General features: G+C 52.3%; 21 protein-coding genes and 2 pseudogenes. 10 read left to right on the top strand and 13 right to left on the bottom strand.

Annotated elements, in window-relative coordinates; translation table 11 throughout:
• Positions 1-64: 64 nt before the first annotated feature.
• The 5 genes from JMI88_RS33515 to JMI88_RS33535 all read left to right on the top strand — a co-directional run bounded on the left by JMI88_RS33515 (position 65) and on the right by JMI88_RS33535 (position 5,508).
• A complete protein-coding gene (locus JMI88_RS33515; protein ID WP_201366389.1) occupies positions 65-2,053 on the top strand; it encodes an NAD(+) synthase in 1,989 nt (662 codons plus the stop codon).
• 251 nt (positions 2,054-2,304) lie between these two features.
• The gene (locus tag JMI88_RS33520; RefSeq protein ID WP_201366390.1) at positions 2,305-2,766 is read left to right on the top strand and encodes an MGMT family protein; all 462 of its coding nucleotides are present in this window, start codon (positions 2,305-2,307) and stop codon (positions 2,764-2,766) included.
• A 1,026-nt stretch (positions 2,767-3,792) separates the two neighbouring features.
• Positions 3,793-4,131, top strand: coding sequence for a hypothetical protein (locus JMI88_RS33525; protein ID WP_201366391.1), 339 nt, complete (start codon positions 3,793-3,795; stop codon positions 4,129-4,131).
• A 96-nt stretch (positions 4,132-4,227) separates the two neighbouring features.
• Positions 4,228-5,091: an aminoglycoside adenylyltransferase domain-containing protein gene (locus JMI88_RS33530; RefSeq protein ID WP_201366392.1), complete on the top strand. Its 864-nt coding sequence runs from the start codon at positions 4,228-4,230 to the stop codon at positions 5,089-5,091.
• Between the two features lie 144 nt (positions 5,092-5,235).
• Complete coding sequence (locus tag JMI88_RS33535) at positions 5,236-5,508, top strand: hypothetical protein (RefSeq protein ID WP_201366393.1); 273 nt, start codon at positions 5,236-5,238, stop codon at positions 5,506-5,508.
• Between the two features lie 98 nt (positions 5,509-5,606).
• Here the strand turns inward: JMI88_RS33535 and JMI88_RS33540 are convergent, their stop codons facing one another.
• Entirely contained in the window at positions 5,607-6,287 is a 681-nt protein-coding gene (locus tag JMI88_RS33540) for a dienelactone hydrolase family protein (RefSeq protein WP_201366394.1), read from the bottom strand.
• Between the two features lie 613 nt (positions 6,288-6,900).
• Between JMI88_RS33540 and JMI88_RS33545 the strand changes: the two genes are divergently transcribed.
• Positions 6,901-7,503 carry a GNAT family N-acetyltransferase gene (locus JMI88_RS33545; RefSeq protein ID WP_201366395.1) on the top strand — a complete coding sequence of 201 codons (603 nt, stop codon included), beginning with the start codon at positions 6,901-6,903 and terminating at the stop codon, positions 7,501-7,503.
• A 44-nt stretch (positions 7,504-7,547) separates the two neighbouring features.
• Here JMI88_RS33545 and JMI88_RS33550 read toward each other — a convergent pair whose 3' ends face one another.
• From JMI88_RS33550 to JMI88_RS33565, 5 genes and pseudogenes are all read right to left on the bottom strand, one after another.
• A complete protein-coding gene (locus JMI88_RS33550) occupies positions 7,548-8,279 on the bottom strand; it encodes a carbohydrate ABC transporter permease (RefSeq protein WP_373323995.1) in 732 nt (243 codons plus the stop codon).
• 109 nt (positions 8,280-8,388) lie between these two features.
• Complete coding sequence (locus JMI88_RS33555; protein ID WP_201366397.1) at positions 8,389-9,309, bottom strand: carbohydrate ABC transporter permease; 921 nt, start codon at positions 9,307-9,309, stop codon at positions 8,389-8,391.
• Positions 9,310-9,344: 35 nt separating this feature from the next.
• Positions 9,345-10,607, bottom strand: a complete 1,263-nt coding sequence (locus JMI88_RS33560) for an ABC transporter substrate-binding protein (RefSeq protein ID WP_201366398.1) — start codon at positions 10,605-10,607, stop codon at positions 9,345-9,347.
• A gap of 47 nt (positions 10,608-10,654) precedes the next feature.
• Positions 10,655-10,738: pseudogene (locus JMI88_RS40975) on the bottom strand (hypothetical protein); the annotation flags it as partial.
• A gap of 135 nt (positions 10,739-10,873) precedes the next feature.
• A complete protein-coding gene (locus JMI88_RS33565; RefSeq protein ID WP_201366399.1) occupies positions 10,874-13,012 on the bottom strand; it encodes a glycoside hydrolase domain-containing protein in 2,139 nt (712 codons plus the stop codon).
• Positions 13,013-13,839: 827 nt separating this feature from the next.
• Between JMI88_RS33565 and JMI88_RS33570 the strand changes: the two genes are divergently transcribed.
• From JMI88_RS33570 to JMI88_RS33585, 4 genes and pseudogenes are all read left to right on the top strand, one after another.
• Complete coding sequence (locus JMI88_RS33570; RefSeq protein ID WP_236023181.1) at positions 13,840-14,802, top strand: AMP-binding protein; 963 nt, start codon at positions 13,840-13,842, stop codon at positions 14,800-14,802.
• Positions 14,803-14,876: 74 nt separating this feature from the next.
• The gene (locus JMI88_RS33575; protein WP_201360255.1) at positions 14,877-16,775 is read left to right on the top strand and encodes a hypothetical protein; all 1,899 of its coding nucleotides are present in this window, start codon (positions 14,877-14,879) and stop codon (positions 16,773-16,775) included.
• Between the two features lie 204 nt (positions 16,776-16,979).
• A pseudogene (locus tag JMI88_RS33580) lies at positions 16,980-17,204 on the top strand (AMP-binding protein); the annotation flags it as partial.
• Between the two features lie 313 nt (positions 17,205-17,517).
• Entirely contained in the window at positions 17,518-17,820 is a 303-nt protein-coding gene (locus JMI88_RS33585) for a hypothetical protein (protein WP_201366401.1), read from the top strand.
• A 330-nt stretch (positions 17,821-18,150) separates the two neighbouring features.
• On the opposite strand, the gene JMI88_RS33590 is transcribed toward JMI88_RS33585, so the two are convergent.
• From JMI88_RS33590 to JMI88_RS33620, 7 genes are all read right to left on the bottom strand, one after another.
• Complete coding sequence (locus JMI88_RS33590; protein ID WP_201366402.1) at positions 18,151-18,348, bottom strand: aroma-sacti cluster domain-containing protein; 198 nt, start codon at positions 18,346-18,348, stop codon at positions 18,151-18,153.
• A 140-nt stretch (positions 18,349-18,488) separates the two neighbouring features.
• Positions 18,489-19,466: an MBL fold metallo-hydrolase gene (locus JMI88_RS33595; protein WP_201366403.1), complete on the bottom strand. Its 978-nt coding sequence runs from the start codon at positions 19,464-19,466 to the stop codon at positions 18,489-18,491.
• A gap of 44 nt (positions 19,467-19,510) precedes the next feature.
• Entirely contained in the window at positions 19,511-22,177 is a 2,667-nt protein-coding gene (locus tag JMI88_RS33600) for a winged helix-turn-helix domain-containing protein (protein ID WP_201366404.1), read from the bottom strand.
• Between the two features lie 48 nt (positions 22,178-22,225).
• Positions 22,226-23,122 (bottom strand): GAF domain-containing protein, encoded by an 897-nt coding sequence (locus tag JMI88_RS33605; protein ID WP_201366405.1) that lies wholly within the window; start codon positions 23,120-23,122, stop codon positions 22,226-22,228.
• Between the two features lie 142 nt (positions 23,123-23,264).
• On the bottom strand, positions 23,265-23,954 hold the full coding sequence (locus JMI88_RS33610) for an iron-containing redox enzyme family protein (RefSeq protein WP_201366406.1): 690 nt from the start codon (positions 23,952-23,954) through the stop codon (positions 23,265-23,267).
• Between the two features lie 14 nt (positions 23,955-23,968).
• Complete coding sequence (locus JMI88_RS33615) at positions 23,969-25,054, bottom strand: radical SAM/SPASM domain-containing protein (protein WP_201366407.1); 1,086 nt, start codon at positions 25,052-25,054, stop codon at positions 23,969-23,971.
• A 128-nt stretch (positions 25,055-25,182) separates the two neighbouring features.
• The gene (locus tag JMI88_RS33620) at positions 25,183-26,412 is read right to left on the bottom strand and encodes a cytochrome P450 (protein ID WP_201366408.1); all 1,230 of its coding nucleotides are present in this window, start codon (positions 26,410-26,412) and stop codon (positions 25,183-25,185) included.
• Between the last annotated feature and the right edge of the window lie 284 nt (positions 26,413-26,696).

A 26,696-nucleotide genomic window follows, 5' to 3' on the forward strand; every position in this document is an offset into this window, starting at 1 on the left:
TGAGATCTATTTGGATATGTTATACTCAAGGTTACTTCAACATCGATAGAGAAGAGGGAAAAAAGTGAGTCAGGAAGCATTAACGCCAGCTTCTTTGGGTTTTCTGCGTGTGGCAGCAGTTGCGCCCGAGTTGCAGGTGGCAAATATTCGTTACAATACTCGAGTAATTATTGATAGCTTGCAGCAAGCGGCTGCGCGTGGATGCCAGTTGGCCTTGTTTCCTGAGCTGTGTATCACGGGCTATACCTGCGCCGATCTGTTCTATCAGTCTCTGTTACAGCAGCAGGCCAGAGAGGCGCTGCTGGAAATAGCCGAGGCGGCCGGGGAAGCGCAGATAGCGGCGGTCGTCGGACTGCCCTTTGAGATTGGTGGAAAGCTCTATAATTGCGCCGCGCTCGTCAGCGACTATAGCGTACAGGGTATCGTGCCCAAGACATATCTACCTACCAACAATGAATATTACGAGGAGCGCTGGTTTACATCGGCCAGAGATTGTCCGCTGGATGTTATTCAGCTCGCCGACCAGACTGTTCCATTTGGCACCGATCTGCTCTTCTCAGCGCTCAATTTTCCAGGGTGCATAATGGGCATTGAAGTGTGCGAGGACCTCTGGGCCGTGCAGCCACCAAGTGGGGAGATGGCCCTGGCGGGCGCTACGGTCCTGCTGAATCCTTCGGCAAGCGATGAGGTTCTGGGCAAGGCTGACTATCGGCGCGGCCTGGTACAGCAACAGGCGGCACGCTGTCTGGCCGCCTACCTCTATGCCGGAGCGAGCCCGGGCGAATCAACGACCGACATCGTCTTCTCCGGTCATTGCATGATCAACGAGAATGGCATTATGCTGGCCGAAACGGAGCGTTTCCATTTTTCGACCCAGATGGCGGTGGCAGATATCGATGTCCAGCGTATGAACCATGAGCGTCTGAGGAACAGCAGTTTCTCAGCCGCGCTGCCCAATCAGTCGTATCGCAACATTCCATTCAACCTGCCAATGGGAGCGGCCACCGCCGAGGCAGAGACACTGCTGCGACCAGACCTCTCGCCAACGCCCTTTGTGCCTGCCAATCCGGCGCAGCGCGCCAGGCATTGCCAGGAAATTTTCCATTTGCAGGCCGTCGGACTGGCCAAACGGCTCAAGCATACAGGCGTCACACACGTCACGCTCGGCCTGTCCGGTGGGTTGGATTCGACACTGGCCTTGCTAGTTACGCAGCAAGCCTTTGAGATCCTGAAGCTGAAGCGGGAAGGGATCGTGGCCATCACCATGCCCGGCTTCGGCACCACCAGCCGCACCCTGAACAATGCTGAGCAACTGGCGAAATCGCTGGGCATCACCCTGCAGCAGATCCCGATCAAGGAAGCGGTCCTGCAGCACTTCAAGGACATCGGCCACGATCCCAACGTGCATGATATAACCTACGAGAATGCACAGGCCCGGGAGCGCACGCAGATTCTGATGGATATGGCGAACCAGATTGGCGGCCTGATGGTAGGTACGGGCGACCTCTCCGAGATGGCGCTGGGCTGGTGCACATACAATGCCGACCATATGTCCATGTACCACGTCAATGCTGGCGTACCAAAGACGTTGGTTCGCTACCTGATCGAGTGGAGTGCCGACAGCGTCTACAGCGGCACCACGGCCGAGGTCCTGAGGGATATCAGCGCCACACCCATCAGTCCTGAATTGCTGCCGTTGGGAGAGAACGATGCGCTGTTGCAGGAGACCGAGGCTACCATCGGCCCCTACGTCCTGCACGACTTCTTTCTCTTCTATGCCGTACGTCACGCCTTCGCACCGCGCAAGATCTTCTGGCTCGCCTGCCAGGTCTTCAAAGCCCACCACACGCCAGCAGAGATCCTGGATTGGCTGCGCACATTTTACCAGCGCTTCTTCGCTTCACAGTTCAAGCGTTCAGCCATGCCCGATGGCCCTAAAGTTGGCTCGGTCGCGCTTTCTCCCCGTGGAGATTGGCGCATGCCCAGCGATGCCAGCAGTGCCCTATGGATACAGGAAATCGACGCCCTTAAAGAGCAGCTCGACCACAAATAATCGTCCCCATACAATCTACACCCGGCGCGTTGCGTACGCGCCGGGTGTAGATTCGATGCACATATACATATATAGAAATGGCATCACGTTTCACACCACCATGCAAGCCATCAAAGGCATCGCCAGCTTGCTACAACCAGCTTAACCCGAGCAGGCATATCAAGGCCTTTTATTCTGTGCTGAAATAGGCTACTATCATACATAACATCCCACAAAAAGCGAACAGAACAACAGAGATGGAGATATATCGTATGACTAACGAATCCGAGGCCGTCCGCAAGCAGATTAACAAACTAATGGCCCAGACCTTCGCGCTCGTCGAGGCCTGTCCCCGTGGCCGCGTGACAACGTACGGCTGGATCAGCAAGGCCCTGGGCTATCCACGCAGCGCCCGCATGATCGGCTGGTTTATGCATGAGGCCAGCGAACCAACGCCAGCACAGCGCGTAATCAACAGCAAAGGCGAGCTCAGTGGAAGCCGCGCCTTTGGACAGATCGGCCGCATGCGCCAGCTTCTGGAAGCCGAAGGCGTCACGTTCCTCGAAGATGGACGCGTAGACCTCAAACGCTACGGCTGGGACCCCTCGCGCGACCTGAGCGAAGAAGAGCGTCAGCAAATCCTGGAGGAAGCGACCGCGCACCCGGTAGAATCCAATGCCCGCACACTCAACATAGTGCTCACCGATCCAGCCTCGCCCTTCAAGAGCGAATAGCTTCCAAACGGCGAACCGCAACAATACCGTGGGTGCGGCCTTCAACAGCCGCTTGTCGCCCGCACACGTGGCGACCTGGTGGCCGCGCCGCTCGGTTCCTCACTTGTCTGACACCTTGCCACACGCGTTACCCAAAAGAAACGTGAAAGAAACGTGCGCTGTAGCGCACGTTTTGCTTCAAAGGTTTCGTATTTCTTGTCGCATTCTCTCGCTTGATGTTTGTAAAATGCATTGAGCACGAAAGACGCACACGCTTTTTGTATCTATTGCTGTATTATCTAAAAATGAGGCTTTAAAAAGCTTGTTATCGTATTCAATAATAGATACAATTATATTTATGATTCTCTCTTCTTCGAGTTTACAAGATAACTGGGTTTTTTATAAAGTCACGCACCACTATGCATTTCGGAATTTGATCGAGTCAGCAATAAAGCAAGGATGTGAAATCAGTATATGAATCATTTTAGTAACACGGCCTTTACTCCAGAAGATCCGCAGATAACCACACAGAGCCAGATGCCAATCACAGTGCTATTAATTATGTATGGATTTATAATCGTTATAATGTGTTCCTCAGTGATAGGGTTTATAATAACGGCTTCTCCAAATCTAGCTAGCATCTTTGTAAATCGCACCTTCTTTAGAGATACGTTTCTATGTCTAATATTCTTATTAAACTTCATCGCACTTCTACGTAACTCGTATTTGCCGTCACGTTACTGGAGCAGGTTGCAAAAAAAACGACAGCTAGCATTTTGGCAGCCAGAGCGCTATCTGGCCCTGCATCAACCTGTCGCATCGTTTGAGCTGCCGCAGCCCACCCGAGTTGCGGTCAATATACACATGAGTGTTTTTTTTCTAATCCTTTTACCGTATTGCTTCATTTCAATGGCATTATTCTGCATATTATATATCGAATTGTCCTTATTCTATACTTTATTGATCAGCATTGGAGTCGCTCTGCTATTAAGTATATTTCTACTCACTGTGACATATGTGCGGCGGAACAAGCCTAAATGGCCCTATGTGGAAGTGCATGAGGACGGCATCGCCGCCGCGCTGGATAAGATCGGGGAGCCATTACCATGGCAAGATATCTGCTTCTTCGCTACCTACAAGGGACCGCCCACACCATTCGCGATTGGTACCAACAAATATGCCCGCTATTATGAACTGGCCAGTCACCAGAGGATCATACGCTGGCGACACCACCCCAGGCTCTCGCCCTGGATGGCAACCCGGCCTGTACTAGACCAGGCCGCTTATAATCGCTGGCAGCAACAGTTGCTCGGCTATATCAAAGAACGCACCAGCCTGCCTCTGGTCGACCTGGACAGCGTACCGATGCCATCCGAAGAAAAATAAGAGCACTATGTATGTCCACGTATGGATGGGAACTGGTTCATGTTTCGGAGGCGTGTGTGTTTATAGGTTATGTAATAAATGAAAGTGAGCTTATATATGGATAAGCAACACACAGACGGGAACGATACCATTGTGTCCTATCCGACGCCATATGCGGATGTCAATGCGGTGCTGCACGATTTTGCGGCTAGTTTGCAGGCGCTCTTAGGGAGTCACTTCAGGGGCATGTATCTGTATGGGTCGCTGGCCCTTGGTGATTTTGATCCGCACAGTAGCGACATTGATTTTATCGTCGTGACCGATGCCGAGCTTGCGGATGATCTCTTTAAGGGGCTTCAGGATCTGCACGAGCGCTTTGATCACAGTGGCTCACCGTGGGCGGGAAAGATAGAGGCGGCCTATATTCCACAGGATGCCCTGCAGCACACCACTGCAACCACTGCCTGCTATCCCCAGGTCGAGAAGGAGAGGCCGCTCTTCAAAGGTCCCCTCGAAATTGGCTGGAGTTTTCAACGTCATACCCTGCGCGAGCATGGAGTGAGAGTAGTGGGACCCAATCCACACCAGCTTTTTGCCCCCGTTGATCAAAGCGATCTATGGCAGGCGGCGGATGCCATCGCGCGAAAGGAGTGGCTAGAGCGGGTAGATGATCCCGACTGGTTAGGCTGGGCGCGACAAAGGGGAAGCCAGTCCTTTGTCGTTTTGATGCTCTGTCGCTTTCTGTACACACTCGACACGGGTGGAGTAGCCTCTAAGCTTGTGGCTGCACGCTGGGTCCAACGGGCGCTGGGAAAACGCTGGTCCGTGCTGATCGAGTGCGCCCTGGCAGGGCAACATGAGAGCGGCGAAGCGCCTGATAGCGACATGCAAGACACCATAGCCTTGATCAGATATACGGTCGATCAAATAGAGCACCATCATAGGTTCGGGGCTTGCCCCCGATTGTCAAGCCCATCATAGGTTCGGGGCCTGCCCCCGATTGCCAAGCCCATCATAGGTTCGGGGCTTGCCCCCGATTGTCGCCCTCCGCAGGAGCGGCGACACGGTGCCCGGCCGGTTCGGCTCCATCACCGTCGTCCCCTCGACCAGAGAGAGGTCCCCGCGATGCCTTGGGGAGCACCCGCAGGACGTCGCCGCGAGGTGCGTTCGGAGGAACTCGTGCCCGGTGGCCGGATCATCCAACCCCAGCAAAGCGCCCGGATACGGGGCCGCTACTCTTGCGGAGGGCGGCAATCGGAGGCAAGCTCCGAACCTATGGGCTTCGTTTCTCGGGTGCCTTCTCTCCTGCGCGTCCTTGTCGTCTGGATATTGTCTTTCCGAGGCTACCAGCGCTCTTTTTATAAACATCGGGCGCCCGAAATGGGTAAAGCCGGATAACAGGAAGATAGGGCCAACATATAAATAGTTTGAAGAACCAAAAGACAGGAATTCAAATTTTCGCATGTTGGTCTGCTTTTCCGACACAGCGAGAGCGCTTAATCAAGCTGTTGATGCAAGAACTCAATGGTACGTTCCCAGGCCACGCGAGCAGCCTCAGCGTCATACTCGGGGCGATTCTCCTCGAAGAACCAATGTTTGGTCCCTGGATACGTATGGACAGTGACCGGCCTTCCCGCAGCCTGGAGCTCCTGCTCCATCTGTGCAGACGACTCAGCCGGCTCGAAAGGGTCATCCTCCGCGAAGTGGCAGAGATATGCGGCCTTTGAGCCGCTGTAGTCCAATCCGCTGTAGGAGGCATAAAAGCTCACGACTGCGGCGATCTCCTCGGCCAGGTTGACAGACATGTCGAGCGCGTAGGCACCTCCCAGCGAGAAGCCGACGAGGGCAAGCTTGCCGCGACCGCCCGCCGGATGTGTCGCAGCGTGTTGGCGCAGAACCTGTATCGCTCCCGCGAGGTCGCCGCGCACCCTCTCCACATCCTGATTCAGTGCCGCGACCAACGCTTCCGCTTCCTCGACCGACGCGGTCGTCTTGCCGTGGTAGAGGTTGGGGGCGAGCGCTACAAAGCCTACCTCCGCGAGCCGGTCGCAGACCCGTTTGAAGACGTCGGTGAGGCCCCACCAGGCATGCAGGACCAGCACCCCTGGTCCGCTGCCATGTTCGGGAACGGCCAGATAGGCGCTGATCGTTCTCCCATCAGCTTGGAATTCTCTCATAACTACTCTCCTTAAAAAAGCAAGAAATACGGTGCTTCAAGGAGCAGAGAACACATATTTTGTACACCGTTGTCCAAAACTTCCCTGTTTCTGGGCGGAAGCCATGAGCCGTGTTCGGTTCCTGCATCTCTCGACACCTGCCTGGCGCAACTCGCCGGACAGCAACCTATTCTCTCACGCAACGGCAAAAACGGTAACATGTGTAGCGTCATTTCCACGCTCAGGAATCCCTCCTCGTGGGAAGGGTCACTGTAGGGGAATGGCATTGATCAGCGTGTCACATGACGAGGGAGTAGCACGCCTGGTTTGCTTTGTCTTCGACATACGGTCAACCTCACTTCCACATGTCCACATCCCTGGTGGCGAATATGCGTACCTGCTCTGAAGTCAAGAGATCTAGTGGAATAATCTGCTACATCCGAGAGAACAAGCAAGCTAGCGCTTCGTATTCCCGGTCAGCCGCTTATGGTTGGGGTCAAGTGCTCATGTGTCGGCTCTTACACAATCCAGGTGAAGATCGTTTCAGCATCGGCCCCGCGCAGTGTGGTATAGTGATCAGGTACAGATTGTCCAGCCATCAAACATACCGATGGCAAACCTCTCCAGGAAAACAATGCGAGATTCGATACAGATCAGACCAGCACAGCCAGGTGACGCTGAGGTAGCAGCAGTTCTGCTTGCCTCAGCGTATACGCATACACCTGTCACCTATCCTCTGCGAGAAGAACACGAGAACGGGTGGATCAAGCGTTTACAGGACTTCTTCCGCCAGGACGGCAATCGTTTTAGCTATCAAAACATCCAGATCGCCGAACAGGGCACAGAGGTGATCGGATTGATTTTGAGCTTTGGGGGTCGAGATGAGGCACGGCTCAACGCCGCCGCTGGCAGCTGGCTCAAACGTGAGGCTAAAGACGACGAATGGTATGTCGATGCACTCGCGGTGCTCAAAAATTGGGGCCGCAAGGGGATCGGCACGCGCCTGCTGCACACTGCGGAGCAGCAGGCGCGCCAGCACCACTATCCCAAAATTGCTCTGAATGTCGCTCAAGGGAACAAGCAGGCATTGGACCTGTATACGCAACTGCACTATGTTATCACCCAGCAGACCTTCCTCTATCAACGTCCCCATGTACGCATGGTAAAAACATTGGAAAACGGGGAACAGAGAAACGACGGCAATGTTAGCGAAGACGGGAAAGCAGCCTGGACGTGATTAGCCAGGAAATCCACTATGTCTTGATCAAGTTTCATCTGGATTTATTTGAATCCAGATGATTTGATCGACGTGACAAGCTGGCGCTGAAAGAGAAAGAAAAGTAACAGGGTAGGGAGAGCCGCTATCGTGGAAGCAGCCATAATATAATTCCAGGAGCCTGCATACTGCGTTTGAAAGTTTTCGATACCAATCTGTACCATCCACAGACTCTGGTTATTGGTAATCGTCAGAGGCCAGAGAAAACTATTCCAGTTCGCCAGGAAAAAGAAGACAGCGAGCGCAGCAAGAATTGGTTTGCTCAAAGGAATAATCAGACGCCAGTAGACTTGCCAGTGGTTGCAGCCATCCAGAATAGCCGCCTCGCCTAATTCTTTAGGGATGCCCAGGTAGAACTGCCGTAGCAGGAAGATCCCGAAGGCATTAAAGAGCGCTGGAATAATCAGACCTCCAAAGTTGTTGAGAAGTCCAAGCATTTTCACCAGGATGAATAGTGGCACGAGAATCACCGGGAGAGAAACCAGAAAGGTCGCGAAAATACCCAGGAAGATGACATCTCGGCCAGGGAAGCGCAGCCACGACAACGCGTAGGCCGCCATTGAGTGAAAGAGCAGCGCCCCCATAGTTACACTACCAGCGACAATAAAACTATTGAGCATGTAACTCAGAAACGGAACCTGGGTGAAGACGTAAATAAAGTTCGCCAGTGTAGGAGCAGAAGGAATCAGGCTCATACTCATTTCATCTGACGACCCCTTGAACGCGCTGGATAACATCCACAAAAGCGGGAAAACGACCAGTATCGCCAGCACAGCAGTTAAAAGAAAGAGCCCGATCTTGCCAGGATGCAATCGAAAGGCCTGCGAACGAGTAGTCGTAGAGTGATTAATCAAACTCAAAGCGTCCTCCTTTGGTTACCGTGAACATGAGAATGGTAGCAACCAGCAGAATGACGACAAGAAATGAAGCCATCGCTGCGGCATATCCATAGTTACCGAATTGAAATGCCTGTTGGTAGATATAGAAAATACCCAGAGAAGTCGAATTGGCTGGTCCACCTTGCGTCATCACAAAAATCAGATCGAAACCCTGGGAACCAGCAACAGCCGAAACGAGAGACACAAGAAGCACAAAAAAGCTTGTAGGTTTAAGGAGAGGCCAGGTTACATACCTGAATGTGCTCCAATGACCTGCCCCATCTAAACGAGCGGCCTCGTAATATTCCGGAGATATCTCTTGCAATCCAGCCAGGAAAATCACCATGTAGTAACCCATCCAGAACCAGATGGTAACCACCAGAATGGTACCCAGAGCAAGCTTTGGATCGCCCAGCCACGAATTGCCGCTGATTCCTACCATCTGCAAAAGTTGGTTGATCAGGCCAATCTTGTCGATCAGTAAGAACTTCCACACAAAACCAACGACGACAAGGCTGACAACATTTGGTAGGAAGAACATACTGCGAAAGACGCCAACCAGAGGAATTTTCTGCTTGACCAGTATCGCGAGGAACAGGCTGCACACAAAAAGACCAGGCACGAAGAGAAAAATGTAGAGTAAGGTGACGCGTAAACTTCCCATAAACTGCGCGTCGGAGAACATGGCCGTGTAGTTTTGCAGCCCGACAAAGGTGATGTTGCCAAAGCCATCGACATTAAAAAAGCCCATGCCCAGAGCCATTACCATCGGTATGCCCAGGAAGATAAGCAGTCCGAGCATATCTGGCAGCAGAAAGAAAGACGCTGCAATCCATTCACGATGCTTACGTGAGAGGCCCCTGGGCCGGGAGCCTCTCACCGCTTGCATGTCTTCCTTCTCTTTTACTAGGAGAGATGGAAAGCTCATAGAATCGCCGCTCCATTATATCCACTAAGAAAGCTGTCGATAGTCTTGGAAGCCGTCTCAGCCGCCTGGCGAGGATCAGCGCCGTTCAACATACAAGATTGGATAGCGTCAGAAATAGCTTTGTAGACCTGCGCCGGGTAGCGCGGCTCGCCACGTGCCCCTGGGAAGACATCATCCTTAAAGACTTTCATCGGTCCGCTAGAAAAGGCTCCATTCTGAGTCGCCAGATCCATGACCGATTTGCGTGGAGCAACATCGGATTTCACTTTACTAATCCAATCTACGCCGCGCTGGATGGAATCCGTTTTCGTTGAGGCTAGTGCCCAGGCGCAAAACTTCGCGGCTTCCTGCGGATTTTTTCCCTTCGCATTCACGACAAAGGCCCAGCCGCCAGCGACCGTCGTGTAGGTGCCCCCCGCAGGTATGGGAAGTTTGAACACGCCATACTTGAAGTGTGGAGCATTCGCCTTCAAGTCAGCAATTCCCCAGATGCCTACGTTTTGGATCGCGCAGTATCCGGCCGCAAGGTTCCCCACCAGATCACCTCCACCTGTACCCAGCGTTGTACGAGGCGAGATACCCTGTTTGACAGCATCTTGCCACAATTTGAGCGCCTGGATCGTCCCCGGCGAATTGAAACTGCTTTTCTTCGTTGCCAGGTCGACCGCATCTGCTTTGCCTTGCCACATGAAGGGATACCAGGTGAAATTCTGATAGTAACCTGGAGCAGTCTCAAACAAGATGCCGTAGCGTTTGTTTGTTTTCAGTTTCGCGCCCACTTCGAGAAGCTGATCCCAGGTCTTCGGTATATCGCTTTCCGAAAGCCCGGCTTTTTCAAAAGCATCAATACTGTAATAGAAGGCCATTGGCTCAACTTCCATGGGAATACCATAGATTTTACCATTGACCATGCGCGTCCCCATCACTCCTGCAACGAGATCCGACTGTGCGTCGCTGGCGATATAGGGTGTGAGGTCATAGAGTACTCCGCCATTATAATAGCGCAAAAAGTCGCCGGGACTGATGAGGAAAATATCTGGCCCTGACCCGGAGGCAAAGGCGGTCTGAAGTTTCGATCCACCAACATAATCTGTCGTCGGAATGTATTGTAACTTGATCTGTGTCCTGTTCTGCTTGTTCCACGCGCTTGTCGCATCAACAAACCACTGACTCTGCGCCTTGACCTGTCCTCCAGGTCCATAGAAATTCCAGAATGATAGAGGTTCAGAAGACGCCTGCCCCCCGCACTTCCGCCACAACTGGTCAGCACGCTTGCGATGCTTCCTGCTCCCAGGGTGGCAATGCTGGCAGCCCTGCTGCCTTTCAAGAAATCTCGCCGCGAAAAATTGTTGTTTTTCAACTTTGAAAAGAGAGATACATCCGTATCCATGCGTTCTCCTTTGTGGTAGTGGTGTCTTCCAACAAGAGAAGACAAATTACGAGTCCAGTCCGTATAACGAGCAATTTGCTCGTTATACGGAATGCTGGATGTCTAAATGAGAAGAGGACCTTCTCCCCTTACTTATTAATAGGCTCCGGAGAGAGCAGTGGTTTGCCAATAATTGTCGATGTTTTGCCAGCCGGTGATGGGCGGACCTTGATAGAGCCAGATCGACCCATCGTTATGCAATTGGTAGAGGTCCCCATTGCCATCGGCGGCAATGGCAACGGCCGCTGGATTGTTATCCACCTCCAACCAGTTCGTCATGGGTGTGCTCTGGTACTTCCAGATCGATCCATCACTATGCAGCACATACAGGTTCCCCACGTTATCAGCAGCAAAGGCAATGTTGCCACTCCAGTTATCCAGTTCCTGCCAGCCGGTCATGGGTGTGCCCTGGTAGAGCCAGAGTGTGCCATCATTATGCAGTTGATACAGGTTGCCCTTGCCATCAGCTCCAATATCGATGGTCGCCGGATTGTTATCAAGCTGCTGCCAGCTATAGGGCGTGCCCTGGTACTTGTAGATCGATCCATCACTATGCAAGAGATACAGTCCTCCCAGGCCATCAGTGGCCAGCTCAACGTTGCCGGACCATTTATCCAGTTCCTGCCAGCCGGTCATCGGAGGGCCCTGATAGAGCCAGACCGTTCCATCGTTATGTAATTGGTAGAGCTGACCTTTCCCATCGACGGCAATCGCCGTGGTAGCCGGGTTGTTATCGAGCCGTTGCCAGCCACAGAAACAGTTTCCGCTCATGGGAGGGCCTACGTACTTCCAGATCTCCCCGTCGCTATGTAACTGGTACAGCCCACCATTCCCATCAGCCGTAATGGCGACGGTTAGCGGGTTGTTATCAAGCTGCTGCCAGCTTGAAGGGGAACCATTATAGAGCCAGATCGACCCATCGGTATGCAACTGGTATCGATCTGTACCGAACTGACTAAAACCGGGCATATGATGAGTGGAACTCCCAGCACGGTTATAGAGAGTTGCGTCAAACTGATCGGTGTCAATGTTAATGGTCACGCCGTTATACGTTTCATTGTGACCCCCTTCGTATTGCTTAATGCGCTGATGATGTGACCAGTCCTGCGAAGGAATAGCTGAGTCGCTGGTGGTTGCAGCGCCATCCCACCTGGCAAAATAGATCGTATCAGGCTCTTGTATGCTCCCAGCATAGCTGATCAGATCACTGATGCCGGAGCTTACGCTACTATAGACACCGGAAAGGTAGTTTCTGGCATGCAACTCTTGTGTCCAGGCACTTAAGAAGGTCATGACTGTCTGGCTGCACGAACCGCCCCTGCTATAATTTTCCATATCGAATGTAATCAATGTACCAGTGGGCAGGCTAAACCCCCTCGCCAGGTTCACCGCATCGTCAGCCGCCTGACTTCCCTGCGCAGCGGCTTGATTGGGATCAATGGTGGCAAAGCTAGTACAAGGCGCTTGCAACCCAACGTAGAGCGGCATCAGGTTCCAGCCGTTGCTTGTCACTGTATCCACCCAGGAACTGGAGAGGTTCCCATCGCCACAAGCGCGGTTAGCTCCCCCAATATAAATGCCAATTGCTCGATAAGGAGAACTCAACCAGGCCGACATGGCTCCTGTCGAGGGAGCAGCACAGGTGTCAAACCCCTGGCCCTGATACACACCTGAGTACTCATTGGGTGGGTTAACAACGTGCGGCTGCACGTGAGACCCTTTTTGCGTGGTCGTTGTCGACGTACTGGTGGACGGCACTGGCGTGCTGCTGCTCTGCGCGGAAACCTGCAATGTGCCTAAAATCTGCCGGGCCTGGTTGGGAGCTTGTTTATACGATACGTGTATCACCACGCCAGCGTTGGCAAGGACGACGATGAAGGTGTGGTTGAGGCGAGTGGACGGGTTGACTTTCGCCGGCACGTCAGCCACAGTTGTTGCAAGGGTTGCCGAGCTGATCGTGGCCGGGTTAGCCGTGGCCAGAGGCTCAATCTGGAGCGCCTCGCCCTTGCCAATAGCATGAGCAGGACAAAGAGCGTCTGGCCCCTGCTGCCCCAAATACATGGCGTGAACGTTGAAAAGCACGCAGCGTTTATGCTGAACGTTGAGATCATACACTGGCCAGGAGGCAGGGACAGCGAGACTGACGCTGCCATAGTGTACCGTTTGCCAGCCTCCAGGTGTTGGTTGCGGTGGGATAGGGAACTCAGACGAGGAAGACGGCTGGGAAGCCGCCATCGCTGACGCAGATATACTAAGATAGCTCAGCGTAAGGCATATGAGGAGAAATACCCTAAAAAGTCGAAAAGAAGGAGCGGATCGAAGCTTTTGTACAGCGTTACTGGACAGAAGCCTTGCAAAAATCTCATCCATGAGTTACATCCTTTTATCGTCCAATAATAAAACTATCTGCTAAAGCAGCATGCCGAATGCTCCAATGACGCGCAGGTAATTGCCTCCTTGATGTTCACATAAATTCATACAATAATCTGCATTCTGCCTCAGCCCCCTCCGTAGACCGTGGCAGTAACAATAGATGCGTTTCGTGAAGACATGGTCGCAACACGTGCTGCATGGGCACGTATGAAGAGGATGCCTACCATGACGACGAGCATGGCAGTACAGAAGATACCCGTAAGACATTTAATCAATGAAAGCCTCCCTGCTTATTGAAAACATTCTCAACATTTACCGAAAACATTTTACACAGCTCTATGTGAAAACGTTTTCACATAAAATATCGTAAAAATAGTACCCGATCATTATTGGATTTGTCAATAGATGTATGAAGCTAATTTCTTCATGATAATTCGCTTTTTTTCTCTGTTGAGCGGGATGTACATCTCTATTTATCCCGCGAAGAGGTGTATGGATGCCAGGATATCATGAAAAGGATTTCTTATGTTTTTGCAGTCGGCGAACGGTTTGTCATAGCGCTTGATTTTTGAGAGGGTATTGGTTACGCTTGATGCTAAGTACCAAGCTCGTTAAATGCCCTATGGTCGTCCATATAGTGAGTGAAACTTTGTCGCTGAAATTTCCACAGAGATGAAGGAACCATGACAATGTCGCATGAGAACTCTAATGCCGTATCTACACGGTCTTCTATTCCACGCCTGAGCTATACTAGTGCTACCAGTGACACCCCCCTGCTCGGTTTGCCGATTGGCGATATGTTTGATCAAACAGTCGCGCTCTATCCCGATAATCCAGCTTTGATTGTTCGTCAGCAGCAGATCCGATTGACCTATCGCGAGTTGCAGGCGCAAGTCAATCAGTGTGCTCGAGCATTATTGCAGCTGGGTCTGACAAAGGGACAGCGTCTGGGCATTTGGTCTCCCAATCGTGCTGAGTGGTGTATAGCGCAGTTCGCTACCAGCAAGATCGGCGTTATCCTGGTCAACATCAATCCTTCGTATCGCCTCAACGAACTGGAGTATGTCCTCAAGCAGTCCGGTTGTCGGGCTTTGATCCTGGCTCCCGAATTTAAAAGTTCTCACTATATCGAGATGGTACAGATGCTGGCCCCTGAGCTCAGCACGTGCGAGCCCGGCCAGTTGCAGGCAGCGAAATTGCCCGCTCTGACCACCGTCATCCATATGGGCACACATGAAGTCGCGGGCATGTATCGCTGGTCCGACATGATGGCCCTGGGACATGAGGTTGACGCCGTGCAGTTGGCAAGCGTGCAGCGGCAGCAAGAATTCGATGATGCAATTAACATTCAATATACCAGCGGCACCACTGGTTTTCCCAAGGGAGCGACCCTCAGTCATCATAACATCCTCAACAACGGCTATTTCGTCGCCCGGCTGCAAAACATCACCAACCAGGACAAAATGTGCATCCCGGTCCCGCTGTATCACTGCTTCGGCATGGTCATGGGCAACCTTGGGTGTATTACCCATGGAGCGGCCATGGTCTATCCCTCCGAAGGCTTTGAGCCGCTCGCGGTTTTACAGACGGTCCAGGAGGAACGCTGCACCTCCTTATACCCACGAGTTGCGCAACGAGCTAAGCCCAAGTAGCGCTCACCCCGAAAAATGTGCCTCCCTACGAAAGGAAATGGAAAAAACAACTCGCCTTTCCGTAAGGAGGACTCATGACCAGTATCGCGTATTCTTCGATCAACATCCAGTCCTGTGCTCAATCGGCTCCAGCGCAGCCCTGTTGGTTCGGCGAACTCACCGTGATCGTGCATCACATGCAGCGTCACGGCGTGCTTGCCGCCATTGAAGAGCAGGTGCGCTTTGCGCGTCGGCGTTTCGGCCACTACGACGTGATTGATTTTGTCGCCGTGCTCTTTGGCTACGCCATCAGCGGTGAGCGCACCCTCGAAGCCTTTTACGAACAGATGACTCCCTGGGCCAGCCCCTTCATGGCGCTCTTCGGGCGCGATCGCCTGCCTGCTCGTTCGACCCTGAGTCGCTTTCTCGCCTCCCTCGACCAGGCTCCCGTTGAAGCTTTGCGCACCCAGTTCCTCGCTGATCTGCTGGCTCGCCCTCTGACCAGCGAAGAACTGCCAGGTGGGTTGTGGGACCGGCAAGGGGACCATCTGCTGGTCTTTGATGTGGATGGCACCCGAGAGGCGGCTCGCCAACGAGCCTTGCCGCAGACGGCGGATCGGCCCGCCCCAGTCCGACGACTCCAGCAGCTCTGTGCACCAGGCTACACGGGACGCAAGCGGGGGGAAGTGGTCCGCAGCCGAACGACCATCCTGCAAGCCCATACCCATCACTGGTTGGCCAGCTTTGGCAACCCGGGCAATGGCCAGTACCGTCTCGAGTTGCGTCGGGCGCTGACGGCCATCGAGACCTATGCTCAGGCGATCCATCTGCCTCCTTCACGCCTGCTCGTGCGCCTTGACGGTCAATATGGCACCAGAGCGGTCCTCACTGATCTGGGAGAGATGCGCTACGTCACACGTGGCAAAGACTATCACCTCCTGGATCAAGCCGAGATCCAGGCACGCCTTTGCCTGCCCCCCGATCAGCCGTTCACGCTGCCAGAAAGCGGGATGGTGCGCACGCTCTACGATTGCCCAAATCTGCCCCTGGACGGCGGCGGGAAGCGCTACCGGATCATTGTGGCCACCCACCCGGCAGGCACCACGAAAAGTCGGATTGGCATCACCCGTGATGGCGTGGTCTACGAGCTCTTCTTCACCAATCTGGCACCGACAGCTTTCACGGCGGCAGATGTCATGGCGCTCTATCTGCATCGTGGTTCCTTTGAGCCAGCCCTGTGGGATGAAGATCTCGAGCAGGACCCTGATCGTTGGTGTAGCCATGCCCCCTGGGGGCAAGAAGCCTGGCAAATCATCAGTCAATGGATCTGGAATCTGCGTCTGGAACTGGGTCAGCAGTTGCTTGCCGAGCCGGTCCGCACCACGGAGTTTGCGCCAGCCCACCAGGAGCAGGCGCCTGGTTCTGCTTCCGGCTATGCTCCCGCCACCGCCGCCTCGTCCTGGAAAGCGGGTCGTTTCTCAGGCAAGGACTTTGCGCGCCAGCCCGATGGGACCTTACGTTGTCCTGCGGGAGCGTCACTGGTGCTGCAAGAACGGCGCCCGGAGGCCAATGGGAGTCTGCGCCTGGTCTATGGAGCCAGTATTCGCAATTGTCGTCCCTGCCCGTTGCGAGAGCAGTGTCAGTGGGAGGGACATGCCACCGCGAAGCCGCGCCAGGTGAGTCTCCTGTTGCATCCCCGGGCGATCGGCGAAGAGCCGCTGCTGTGGCGGGATTGGAGTCGCAGGCGCTCGCGTCGAGCCTGCATCCAGTTGGTCCGTTATCAACGCCTGGATGTGGCGGTTCATCCTGCGCTTGTGCCTCCCTGCGACGCATCGTCGGGTGTGCTTTCTCGCGCCCAACGGGCGCATATGCGGCTGACCTTTCACGAACGGCGGGCTCGCAATGAACGGACCCCAACTGCGGCACTGGTAAGGATCACGCTCTTCGGCATTCCCGAGGCCTTTGCTGCGTTTCTCGGTCTTGAGAGCATGTAACGTTCGATCTCTGTCACCACGATGCTGTGCGTTCTCGGCGGAACGGCCAAGCATTCCGTGTGGAATTCCTGTGGCCTTTTTTCCTGGTTTCCCCGCTTTCACACTTCTTTTCGGTCATTTTTCTGCCAGGAAGCGTCATCTCCTCTCGGCTTTTATCTCATCTACGAGTGATAAACTCTTCTACAGGCTCATTGCGCAACTCGTGGGTTATATGGCGTGCCGACCATGTTCATCGCCGAGTTGAACCATCCTGATTTCTCGCAGTTTAACCTGACCAGTCTGCGCACCGGGGTCATGGCCGGTTCTCCTTGCCCCATTGAAGTCATGCGCCGCGTGATAGCGCAGATGCACATGGATGAAGTCGAGATCTGTTATGGCATGACCGAAACCAACGCTGCGAAATCACTGCTCAAACCCCTCCAGGATATCTACGAGATGCTCCCCAATCTGAAGATGCTCCTCAACTAATTCAAGGTGTACCGAGGCTGGCGCGGAAGGTTTACTATCGCTCATTTCAAATACGAATTCGTTGATTAGCAATATCTAATTTGGCATAGTATGCGTTGCGAGTAAGATATGCGCATACTTTTCTTATTTTTGGAGCAGCAACATGGCTAATATGGAGTTTAGTGAGAGTCAACGCGCCGCTTTTAATCATTTAATCGTCGAAGCCATGGCTGAGCGTGGTTGAAAGCAAAAGAATCTGGCAGAAGCTGCTGATGTCAATGAATCCCTGATCGGCATGTTTATTCACTCTATTTCTGAGCGAGTCTCTATCTCGACATTTGTTCCTCTCGTGCTGGCGCTGGACATCCCTCTGATGAAGGCCGCCCGCGTGCTCGGCTTAGATCGCCAGATCCGGCAGAATATCGAGAACGGACAGCAAAATCTGTACCCGAACTACCTGACTGAAATCGCTGCTCTCTCCCTAGATGACGGTGAAAAGCTGAGTGAGCTAGATCAACTGCTAAGGGATGTGCCTGCGGATAGACGTGAGCTCTGTAAGAACGCTATTTATGCTTTGGTAGAAAGCTTCAAAAAATGAAGCGCATCTGGATGCATGGAATAGCAAATAACGATGAGGCGGAAAAATAATGGTTTCCCAGACAGAAGACATTAAATATTTATCCCATTTCTTAATGGAACAGGGCTCATTCAGGATGATCAGTAAGGCATGTCGGGAGCAGGGGTGAAATTCTTGTTTGTTGTTCTGGATGGGTGGGGAGATAGATATTATAGCGAGCTCTGGGATTTCCTTACCAGGTTTATGTCAGTATACTTGTATAGAAGGCATGGCTCTGATCGTTCTCTGAATACAAGTCATCCTACGTCTGTGAACGTCTCGCTTAGAACGTAGGATGACTCATGCATCATATTACAAGCCGATGCCGCCAGCTACATCGGCCTGACCGATGACTTCGTGTACTTCTTCCATCTGCTTACGTACTTTGACCAATACGCGTACTTCTTCCGGTGTGAGTTGCTTGAGTGCTTCACGCTCGGCATCGGAGACGCGATCAAAAGAAAGTCCGGCATCTTCCAGGGCTTTGATTGGATCAAATTGGGCAGTCATTGCTCATTCTCCTTTTCATTGTTGATGCTGTAAATAGATGATTCGCGTTACAATGAAGGTTGCTTATCCCGTCATCCTGACGAAATATCGTCCTTCTAAGAGAAGTGTACTGGAACAACTTGCGTAAAGACAATAAAATATTAAACAGGTCTGTATTCTTCCTGCACTCTGGGTGGCTGTTGGATACGCGCTGCCAGGAGATCAATCTCCATGCCCTCGTAGGCGGAGCGGGTAGAAGCAAACTGTTTTCGTGCCTGAGACTCTATCCAATCTAATTTGTCGTCATTATAGGATGGATCGTGGTGAAACAAAATCAGTTTTGCGACTTCTGCCTTACGAGCCATTCCCACTGCCATTTCACTGGTACTATGGCCAAAACCATGTTTTGATGCTTGGTAATCCTCATATGTATACTGGGCATCATGGATTAACAGATCCGCGCCGCGTACAAAGTTGACGCAGGCCGAGGGATAATGATCTTTCCACTCGACATCGGTACAATAGACCAGGCTGCGACCAGCATATTCAACGCGATATATCATGAGTCCATCAGGGCCGTGGTTGGCCGTGTAGTGCGTCGATACGCGTATCTCGGTTGTGGCCCTATCATATTCGTTATGCCTGCCAATGCAAGGAGTGTCCTCTCCGTGATGCCAGGTAATGGCTTCACCCCGGGTCAGTGTATGAAACAGGCGAGTCGAAGGGAGTGTGCGCATATCTACCGGGAAATAGGGAGAAGACATAAGCGGGGTGATCAATTGTTCAACGGTCCGGCCCGCGAGTGAAGGTCCAAACAGGTAAAGGGTGCTACGACCCTCAAATAAGGGCGCGAAGAAAGGGAAACCTGTAAGATGGTCGCCGTGACCATGGGTGAGCAACAAGGAGATAGTGAGATTGCCGCTTGAGCGATGTAAAAGATCCCGCCCTAAACCAATAATGCCGCTACCAGCATCAAAGATAAGGATGTGTTTTCCTACCTGTACCTCGACACAAGCGGTATTTCCTCCATGCCGGATCGTATGTAATCCTGGTGTTGGATAGCTGCCACGCACACCCCAAAAGCGGACAAGAAAATGCGCTTGTTGCTCTGTCGTGATCAATCTGTATTCCTGTTGCATAACCTCTCCATGATCCTTCTTCAGATGTATGCGGCTTTACTGTCTCAATCATCGTTCAGGCCGATCTGCCCTTGCAGAAAAGTGATGGCCTCCTCCAGAGTCATGCGGCTTCCTGTTTCCCAGGCGCTCTTCGCTTCGTCTTCTCCCAGGGTAGACCAGGCCAGATCGAGTCTTTGTTTTCTTCCCTCTTCCCACCAGTCCGGGATAACGGTGAAGCCGAGATTGGTCCGTTGCGACATCACAGCACCTGCCAGGTAAAGCGCGGATTGTGCTTTTCCTTGAACGGATAGGGTCATGGCCAGCCCTTCAAGTGAGGACATGATATTCGCCATTTCTTTCAGTTCCCGGGCCAGTCTGAGGGCGCGTTTATAATAAGAGATCGCCACGCTATACTCTTCGTTCCAGAGCGCTGTATCTGCTAAACCGTGGTTGGTAAATATCTGAAGATAGGTGATGTTTAAGGTTGCAGCTATGGTGTGGGCTTGCTCGTATGCTGCGCGCGCTGCTGTAAAGTCGTGTTGACCACAGGAAGCCTGCCCGATATTGAGTAAGGTAAGACAGATCTGCTCTTCGTCTTTGACGGCTTTCTGCATATGCAATGCCAGCAACTCTTCAGCCCGCTGGCGGGCACTTGCATAGTCTCCCTGTAAGCGTTCAGCGGCGATCAGGCTTTGTAACCCGCGCATGACAGCTGCGCTGTCTCCCAGTTCCTGCCAGATTTCCAGCCCTTGTTCGATCAGGGATTTGCCGGTCTGGAGGTCTCGCTGTATCAGGGCAAAATTTCCGGCACGGATTAAAGCTCGTGCCCGATTGATGCTACGACTGGATGGCAAAGCCAGGGCCGCTGTTAGATGTTCTTGTCCTTCCCTGATATGCAGGCGTGTCAGCCAGAATTCGCTGAGTGCGCCAGCTATTTGCAAGTATCTTTCGTCATCTTCACCATGTGTGTGTGTGCGTATATAACCGAGTGCGGCCCACAGGTTATCGTGTTCTACATCCAGGTGTTGAAACCATGTCGCCTGTTGTTCGAGGTCTGAGGCACTGGCCTGCTCTGCCAGTGAGAAAAAGTAGGTAAAGTGTTTCTCCTGAATGGTTTCCAGTTCTCCGCGTTCAACCAGATGTTCATGAGCATATTCGCGCAATGTCTCGAAGAGGCGATAGCGTAACCCGCCCTGTTCGTCCTCTACTTTTACTACGAGCGACTTATCTACCAACTGGATAAGGAGATCGAGAACATCGATGTCCATCACAATATGATCGTCGATACATATGGTTTCCATGGCTTCCGAGTCCCATCCGCGAGCGAAGACCGAGAGGCGCGTGAAGAGTGTTCGCTCGGCTTCGCTGAGCAGGTTATAGCTCCAGTCGATCAATGCTCGCAATGTTTGTTGCCGTGGCAGTGCTGTACGGCTTCCTCCTGTAAGCAATTGAAGCCTTTTTTCAATCCGGCTGAGAATATGCTCAACGTTTAACACTTTCAATCGCACTACCGCTAATTCGATAGCGAGCGGAATGCCATCAAGCCTCAGGCAGAGCTGCGCCACGGCTGGCGCGTTCTGATTGGTCATCTGAAAACCAGGCTGTACGGCTACGGCGCGTTCAATGAATAGCTTGACCGCTTCGTAATGCGTGAGCATTTCAGGCGAAGGCATATGGTGCAGATCTGGAAGCGAGAGGGGTGGAACAGGCCAGGTCATTTCGCCTGCGATACCGAACGCTTCACGACTGGATGCCAGGATACGTAGTTTAGGGCAGGTATGCAACAGGATATCCGCAAGCCTGGCACTGGCCTCGACCAGGTGTTCGCAGTTATCTAAGATGAGGAGCAGATGTTTGGTACGCAGGAAGTTTATCAATGTATTTTGCAGCGAGCGTCCAGGCTCTTCGCGTACACGCAGGGTGATCGCAATCGCCTGTGGCAGGAGCTGATCATCAGTGATGGGAGCCAGCTCTACCAGCCATACACCATCCTGGAAATCTGGTAATACTTCTGCCGCAGCCTGTAGCGAGAGGCGAGTCTTGCCAGTTCCTCCGGGTCCAACGAGTGTAAGGAGCCGTGGGTTTGGAGATTCCAGCAGGCGCACAATCTCTTTTAGTTCTTGTTTGCGTCCTATAAAGCTGGTGAGCTGGATCGGCAGGTTGTGACTTTGGGTACCCAGGGTTTTAAGCGTGGGAAATTCGGTCGGGAGTCCATCGATGTCGACCTGGTAAATGTGCTCTGAATGTTGCAGGTCTTTCAGCCGATGTTCGCCTAAATCGCGGAGTTGAATCTCTTTCGGCAGGTCATATTCCACCAGTATACGTGTGGCTTCTGAAATTAAGATCTGACCGCCGTGCCCGGCTGCTCCAATACGGGCCGCACGATGCGCATCCAATCCAACATAGTCATCTCCGGCCAGGGTCGGTTCACCTGTATGCAGCCCCATGCGCACATATATTTTTACCGTATCTGACCAGGCGTGTGCTAACAACGCACGCTGCGCTGCCGCGGCAGCGGACAGGGCATCCGACGCACGTGCGAAGGCCACGAAAAAGGAATCCCCCTGCGTATTTACTTCGCAACCATGCCATTCACTAATAGCCTGGCGTAACAGCTGATGATGGTGAGAGAGCGCATCTGAGTAACGAGGGCCCAGCTGCTGGAGGAGGTTCGTTGAGCCTTCGATGTCCGTATAGAGAAATGTGACCGTACCCGTTGGCAACTCAGGCATGACAAGGTATTCCCTTCCTTTATTACTCCAGGCACGCTGCTCGACGATTTACGGCTGCTGGCTGGTCCACCCATGAAGCGGAGTTATTTTTGAGTGTAAAAACCTCCCCAGACTTTGTAGCAGTGTCCGACAGAGCTCTCTTTCACTCTCACCAAGCCAGACGATTTCCTGTAAAAATATCGCGAATTCCAGCGCCTGTTTCACACTTGTATCATCTTCTATTTGCTCATAGAATGTGTGAGCCAGTTGCAATATCTGTTCATGGGAGTGTTGTGCGTCTCGATCAGTTGATCGAAATAAGTCACTGAATAGTCTTGTCAGGTAGTGATGGGTATGCGAGAGCTCAATAGCTATGGCTGCTTGATTGGCAAATGAACTTACCAGACTCATATCATGCTCATCAAAAGGTTCGTTGTTCTCTTTATCGAGCAGCTCTAATACGCCGATAACCTGATCCTGGTAGAAGAGTGGCACACACAAAATACTGTCTGGCACGTAGCCGATGCTCCTGGATATATCACTGGCATGCTGAGGATTGGTACCCGCGCCTGTAATGGCTATTGGCTGGCCGCTCACCGCTACAAGGCCAGCTATACCGTGGCCTAGAGGCAGGCGATATTGGGAGACTTCGGCTGCCTTCGGGCCGGTGGCAACTTCAAATACGAGTTCCTGCGCTTTGGTGTCGATGATGAAGAGCGAGGCTGCCCGCGCCGACATGACGGTCGCGGCGGTTTGAACGATCATATCGAGGAGATGGTGGTGCGTGATAGGGTCAGCGATGGTCTTTGTGGATACTGTAAGGCAATAGATATCGCGGAGTGTCTCCAGTTGTCGGGCATCTTCAAGCCGCTGTTGGAGTTCTTCAATACGTTGCTTTTGTTGCTTGATAACCTGGTATGCCTGTGCCAGGTCATCAGCGGATCCAGAAAGAGCATCCTGACTCATCGATATGTTTCCTTACAACGCCTGGATAGAGCAGGCTTTTTCCTCGCTAATAGTTGACCTACGATGTTGTCTGTATCTGTCGCCTGGAGGTCAATGACCCCAGGCGCGTAAACCTTGCCGTGCATACGATCAGTTTCAGGAGTTACACCTGTCCCACTGGTTCAAGCTGTTCCACTACTTCTCTCAATGATTGAGCGGCAAGATGAACCGTCTGGATGGCACTGACGGTTATGACCGCTGTGTCTGACGGGGTGAGAGGCAGTTTGTCAAGCATTTTATTCATATCGTCTCGATGGTGAATATCAAGGTTGGCATGCTTGATGAGGGTGCGGAACGCCTCGCGTGGAAAACCGGTCTTTAGACGGATATCATCGATCATTTCCAGCGTATTTGGATATCCTTCCATGACCGCGATATATCCAAGCAGGGCGATGGGGTGATAATGGTAAATCCAGTAATATTGTGAGCCGACCATTTCGGAGACGGTAGACGATGGTATTCTTTTCAGTATGCTTGCACGGTCGGCGCCAAGCACTTCTAGATCGTCGAGCAACCAGTCATCATGATGGAGTTCCTCGCGAATATGTTTGGAAAGGTAGTCCGCAAAACCCGCTGCGGCGGGATCTTTATCTGCGATGGCTGATGCACGTTCGAGGGATGTTTCCATGAGGGGGACGCTCGCCCGCATCATGGTATGCAGTGTAAAGAGATAATCTGTGTAGAGGTTGGCGATTTGTGGATGTGTCAGCAGGGTGGCTGCTGCTGATTGTAACTCTCCGAGGGTCAACCTGATCTTGTAACGCAATTGCTGGCTGTTACTGAAGGCGTTCATTGATGCGTTCCTCTCTAAAGAGATGCGATCTCTTGCTCTTTATATCCCAGTTTTACGAGGTGTGCGTAGGCCGCAATATCAGAGTAGGCAGCGTGCCGTTGTTCTTGCAGCATTGTGAGCTGTCGTTCAAGATACCCTGTGCTTGGGCGCGCCATGATCTCTTCTATGCGCTGTGTGATGACTGGATCATCTGGTAGCTTACGGCAGGTTTGGCAATAGCCCTCACAGGCTACTTTCCCGCTGCCATACTGCTGGTTTAGATATAGTGGACCGAAGGTGCGGAGGGCGCGATACAGAGATGTCTGCAGGTGACGATCTCTGATTGTTTGCCAATCCTCTGTCACAATATGGCCCAGGCGCAGATGCGGTGCATGAATCCCGTCGACGACATCCTCGTTACAGCAGGCTGTGATTGTACCGTCCCAGGTAACGACCGGCCAGGATATCATGACACATGGCGATGCTTCTGTTGTGGGCAGGGAGTTCGCAGGCTTGAATTGATGGGATGTTTCCATTTGCCTGGCTCGCCCTAAATATTTGATTGTCTCTACCAGCATAGGAACACGGTCACCCAGGTGCTCTCTGACACTGCTTATGACTTCAGGTAAATAAGGATCGTGTTCATTCCACCCAGCGATCTGGATGCTGACATCCTTTCCATTATCGACAAGTGTCCGCAGCACGCGCAGCACATCTACCCGTGGAACCTGGCGCTCATGGAAGATATCCAGGCTCGTCATAAGATGATCCGTTTCGTTGAGCACTTCTTCGATAAGGCGTGGTATCTTTTCCTGGCGAGCGAAGAACATGCCGGTAATCATGACAACGCGGGCACCACAGGCGTGAGACTTCTCGATAATCTGGCGCACCAACCGTGGCCGGAGCAGGGGTTCCCCACCTGACAGAAATATGATGTCTGGTCGACTGGTTGGAGTGAGCGTATTGACAAAACGGAGTATTTCGTCTTCCGCAGCCTCCTCACTGGTGAGCGTAGAATTTGTAGAGCAGTGGTCGCAGAGTAACGGGCAGCGCCGCGTCAGCAAGAAGTAGAGCCCTCCCGCTGGCTTTGAACGCAAGGTCAGCAACTCTATGAGATGCATGATGCTATACCTCCTGTGAAATGTCTAATAGGTCTGCCCTGGATACATCCTCTCATTGTAGTGTATGAATCTTCTGTTCATTGCGCTATAAAACGTTGAACAGGGCGAAATTGTGCGCATCTCTTCGGTTATGTAAAAGTAATATGGAGATATTTCAGGTTATGAAAGGCAATGCTTGGTGTATATTCGTATTTTTCCAGTTGTATGTGTGGCTGAATGAGACGTTGAAGCAGGGTATTAAAGGCGAGCTCGGCTTCGAGCCGGGCAAGGGGCGAGCCAAGACAGAAGTGGGCACCATAGCCAAAGGCCACATGCCGATTGTCTGTGCGGCTCAGGTCAAGATGATCAGGATCGGGAAATTGCGCCGGGTCGTGGTTGGCCGCTCCCAGGCCAAGCAGCACCGACTGACCTTTTTTGATGTGCTTGCCAGCAATTTCGAGATCGACGATTGGTATGCGTTCAGTACTCTGGGTGGGACTATCATAGCGCAAGAACTCCATGACCGCCGATGAGATCAGGTCTGAATTCTGTTTGAGTTGATAAAACTGTTCTGGATTCTGCAGCAGGGCGAGCAGGCCGTTGCCGATCAGGTGGGCTGTGGTAATGTGTCCTGCCGCGATTAAGAGCGCGAAGTTCCCGAGCAGTTCGTCCTCGTTGAGACGGCCTCCCTGCTCCTCGGCATTAATCATGGCTTGCATGAGATCATCTTGAGGGTCACTCTTATGTTGATCCACAAACTTTCGGAAATAATTTGTAAACTCTGAGAAGCTCTGTAGTAAACAAATCACATGTTCGATCTGTGATTTGTTTCCATCGATCAAGGCACCGTAATCGTCTGACCATTTCACAAACTTGGCATGATCTTCCGGGGGTATACCAAGGAGGGTCGCGATGACCGTGCTGGCTAGCGGATAGGCTAGATCGGCGATCACCTCCATGCCTCCTTTTGGCATAATGTCATCTAACAGCGTATCGACCTCGTGCTGGATAGAGGCGCGCATGTTTTCGACAACACGTGGCGTAAAGGCTCCAGAGACGAGGCTGCGCAAGCGCGTATGGTCTGGATGGTCAAGAAAGAGCATCTGGCGATTTAGTACTCGTACAGGCTGACCGAAGGCCGCAAGGAAATCTTCTGATTCCCAGAATGCATCTTGAAATGCACGTTTCGCAGTAAATCTGGGATCGCGTAATACGGCTATGACATCGGCGTGGCGCGTCACTACCCAGCTTTGAAAGCGCTGATCCCAGTACACTGGATCGTGCTCGCGCAATTGGTGATAGAGCAGATAGGGATTCAGCGTATATTCGGGCTGTAGCAGGTTGAGAATGCTTAATGAGCTGTCGCTTTTCTGCTGCATTGCTGTTACTTCTCCCAGGATGTGGATGCTGCCAGGCCTTATTCTTCCTGCAAGGATAGAATAGGGTTCCTCTGCTAGTAGCGTACCAATGCAGATCCACAGAACACAATAAAATATTAAACACTGCGATTTTTTCTTGCTCTAATCCAGGCAGTGGAGGAGTACTACACCTATTATGGGTTTAAGATGTAAAATATTTTAAACATGCTTGAGAATTGCTATACTTGATATTTTGTAAAGCATGTGTTAGTATTTTTTTGTGATCAAGCTTACTATAATTGTAT

The organism is Dictyobacter formicarum, assembly GCF_016587435.1.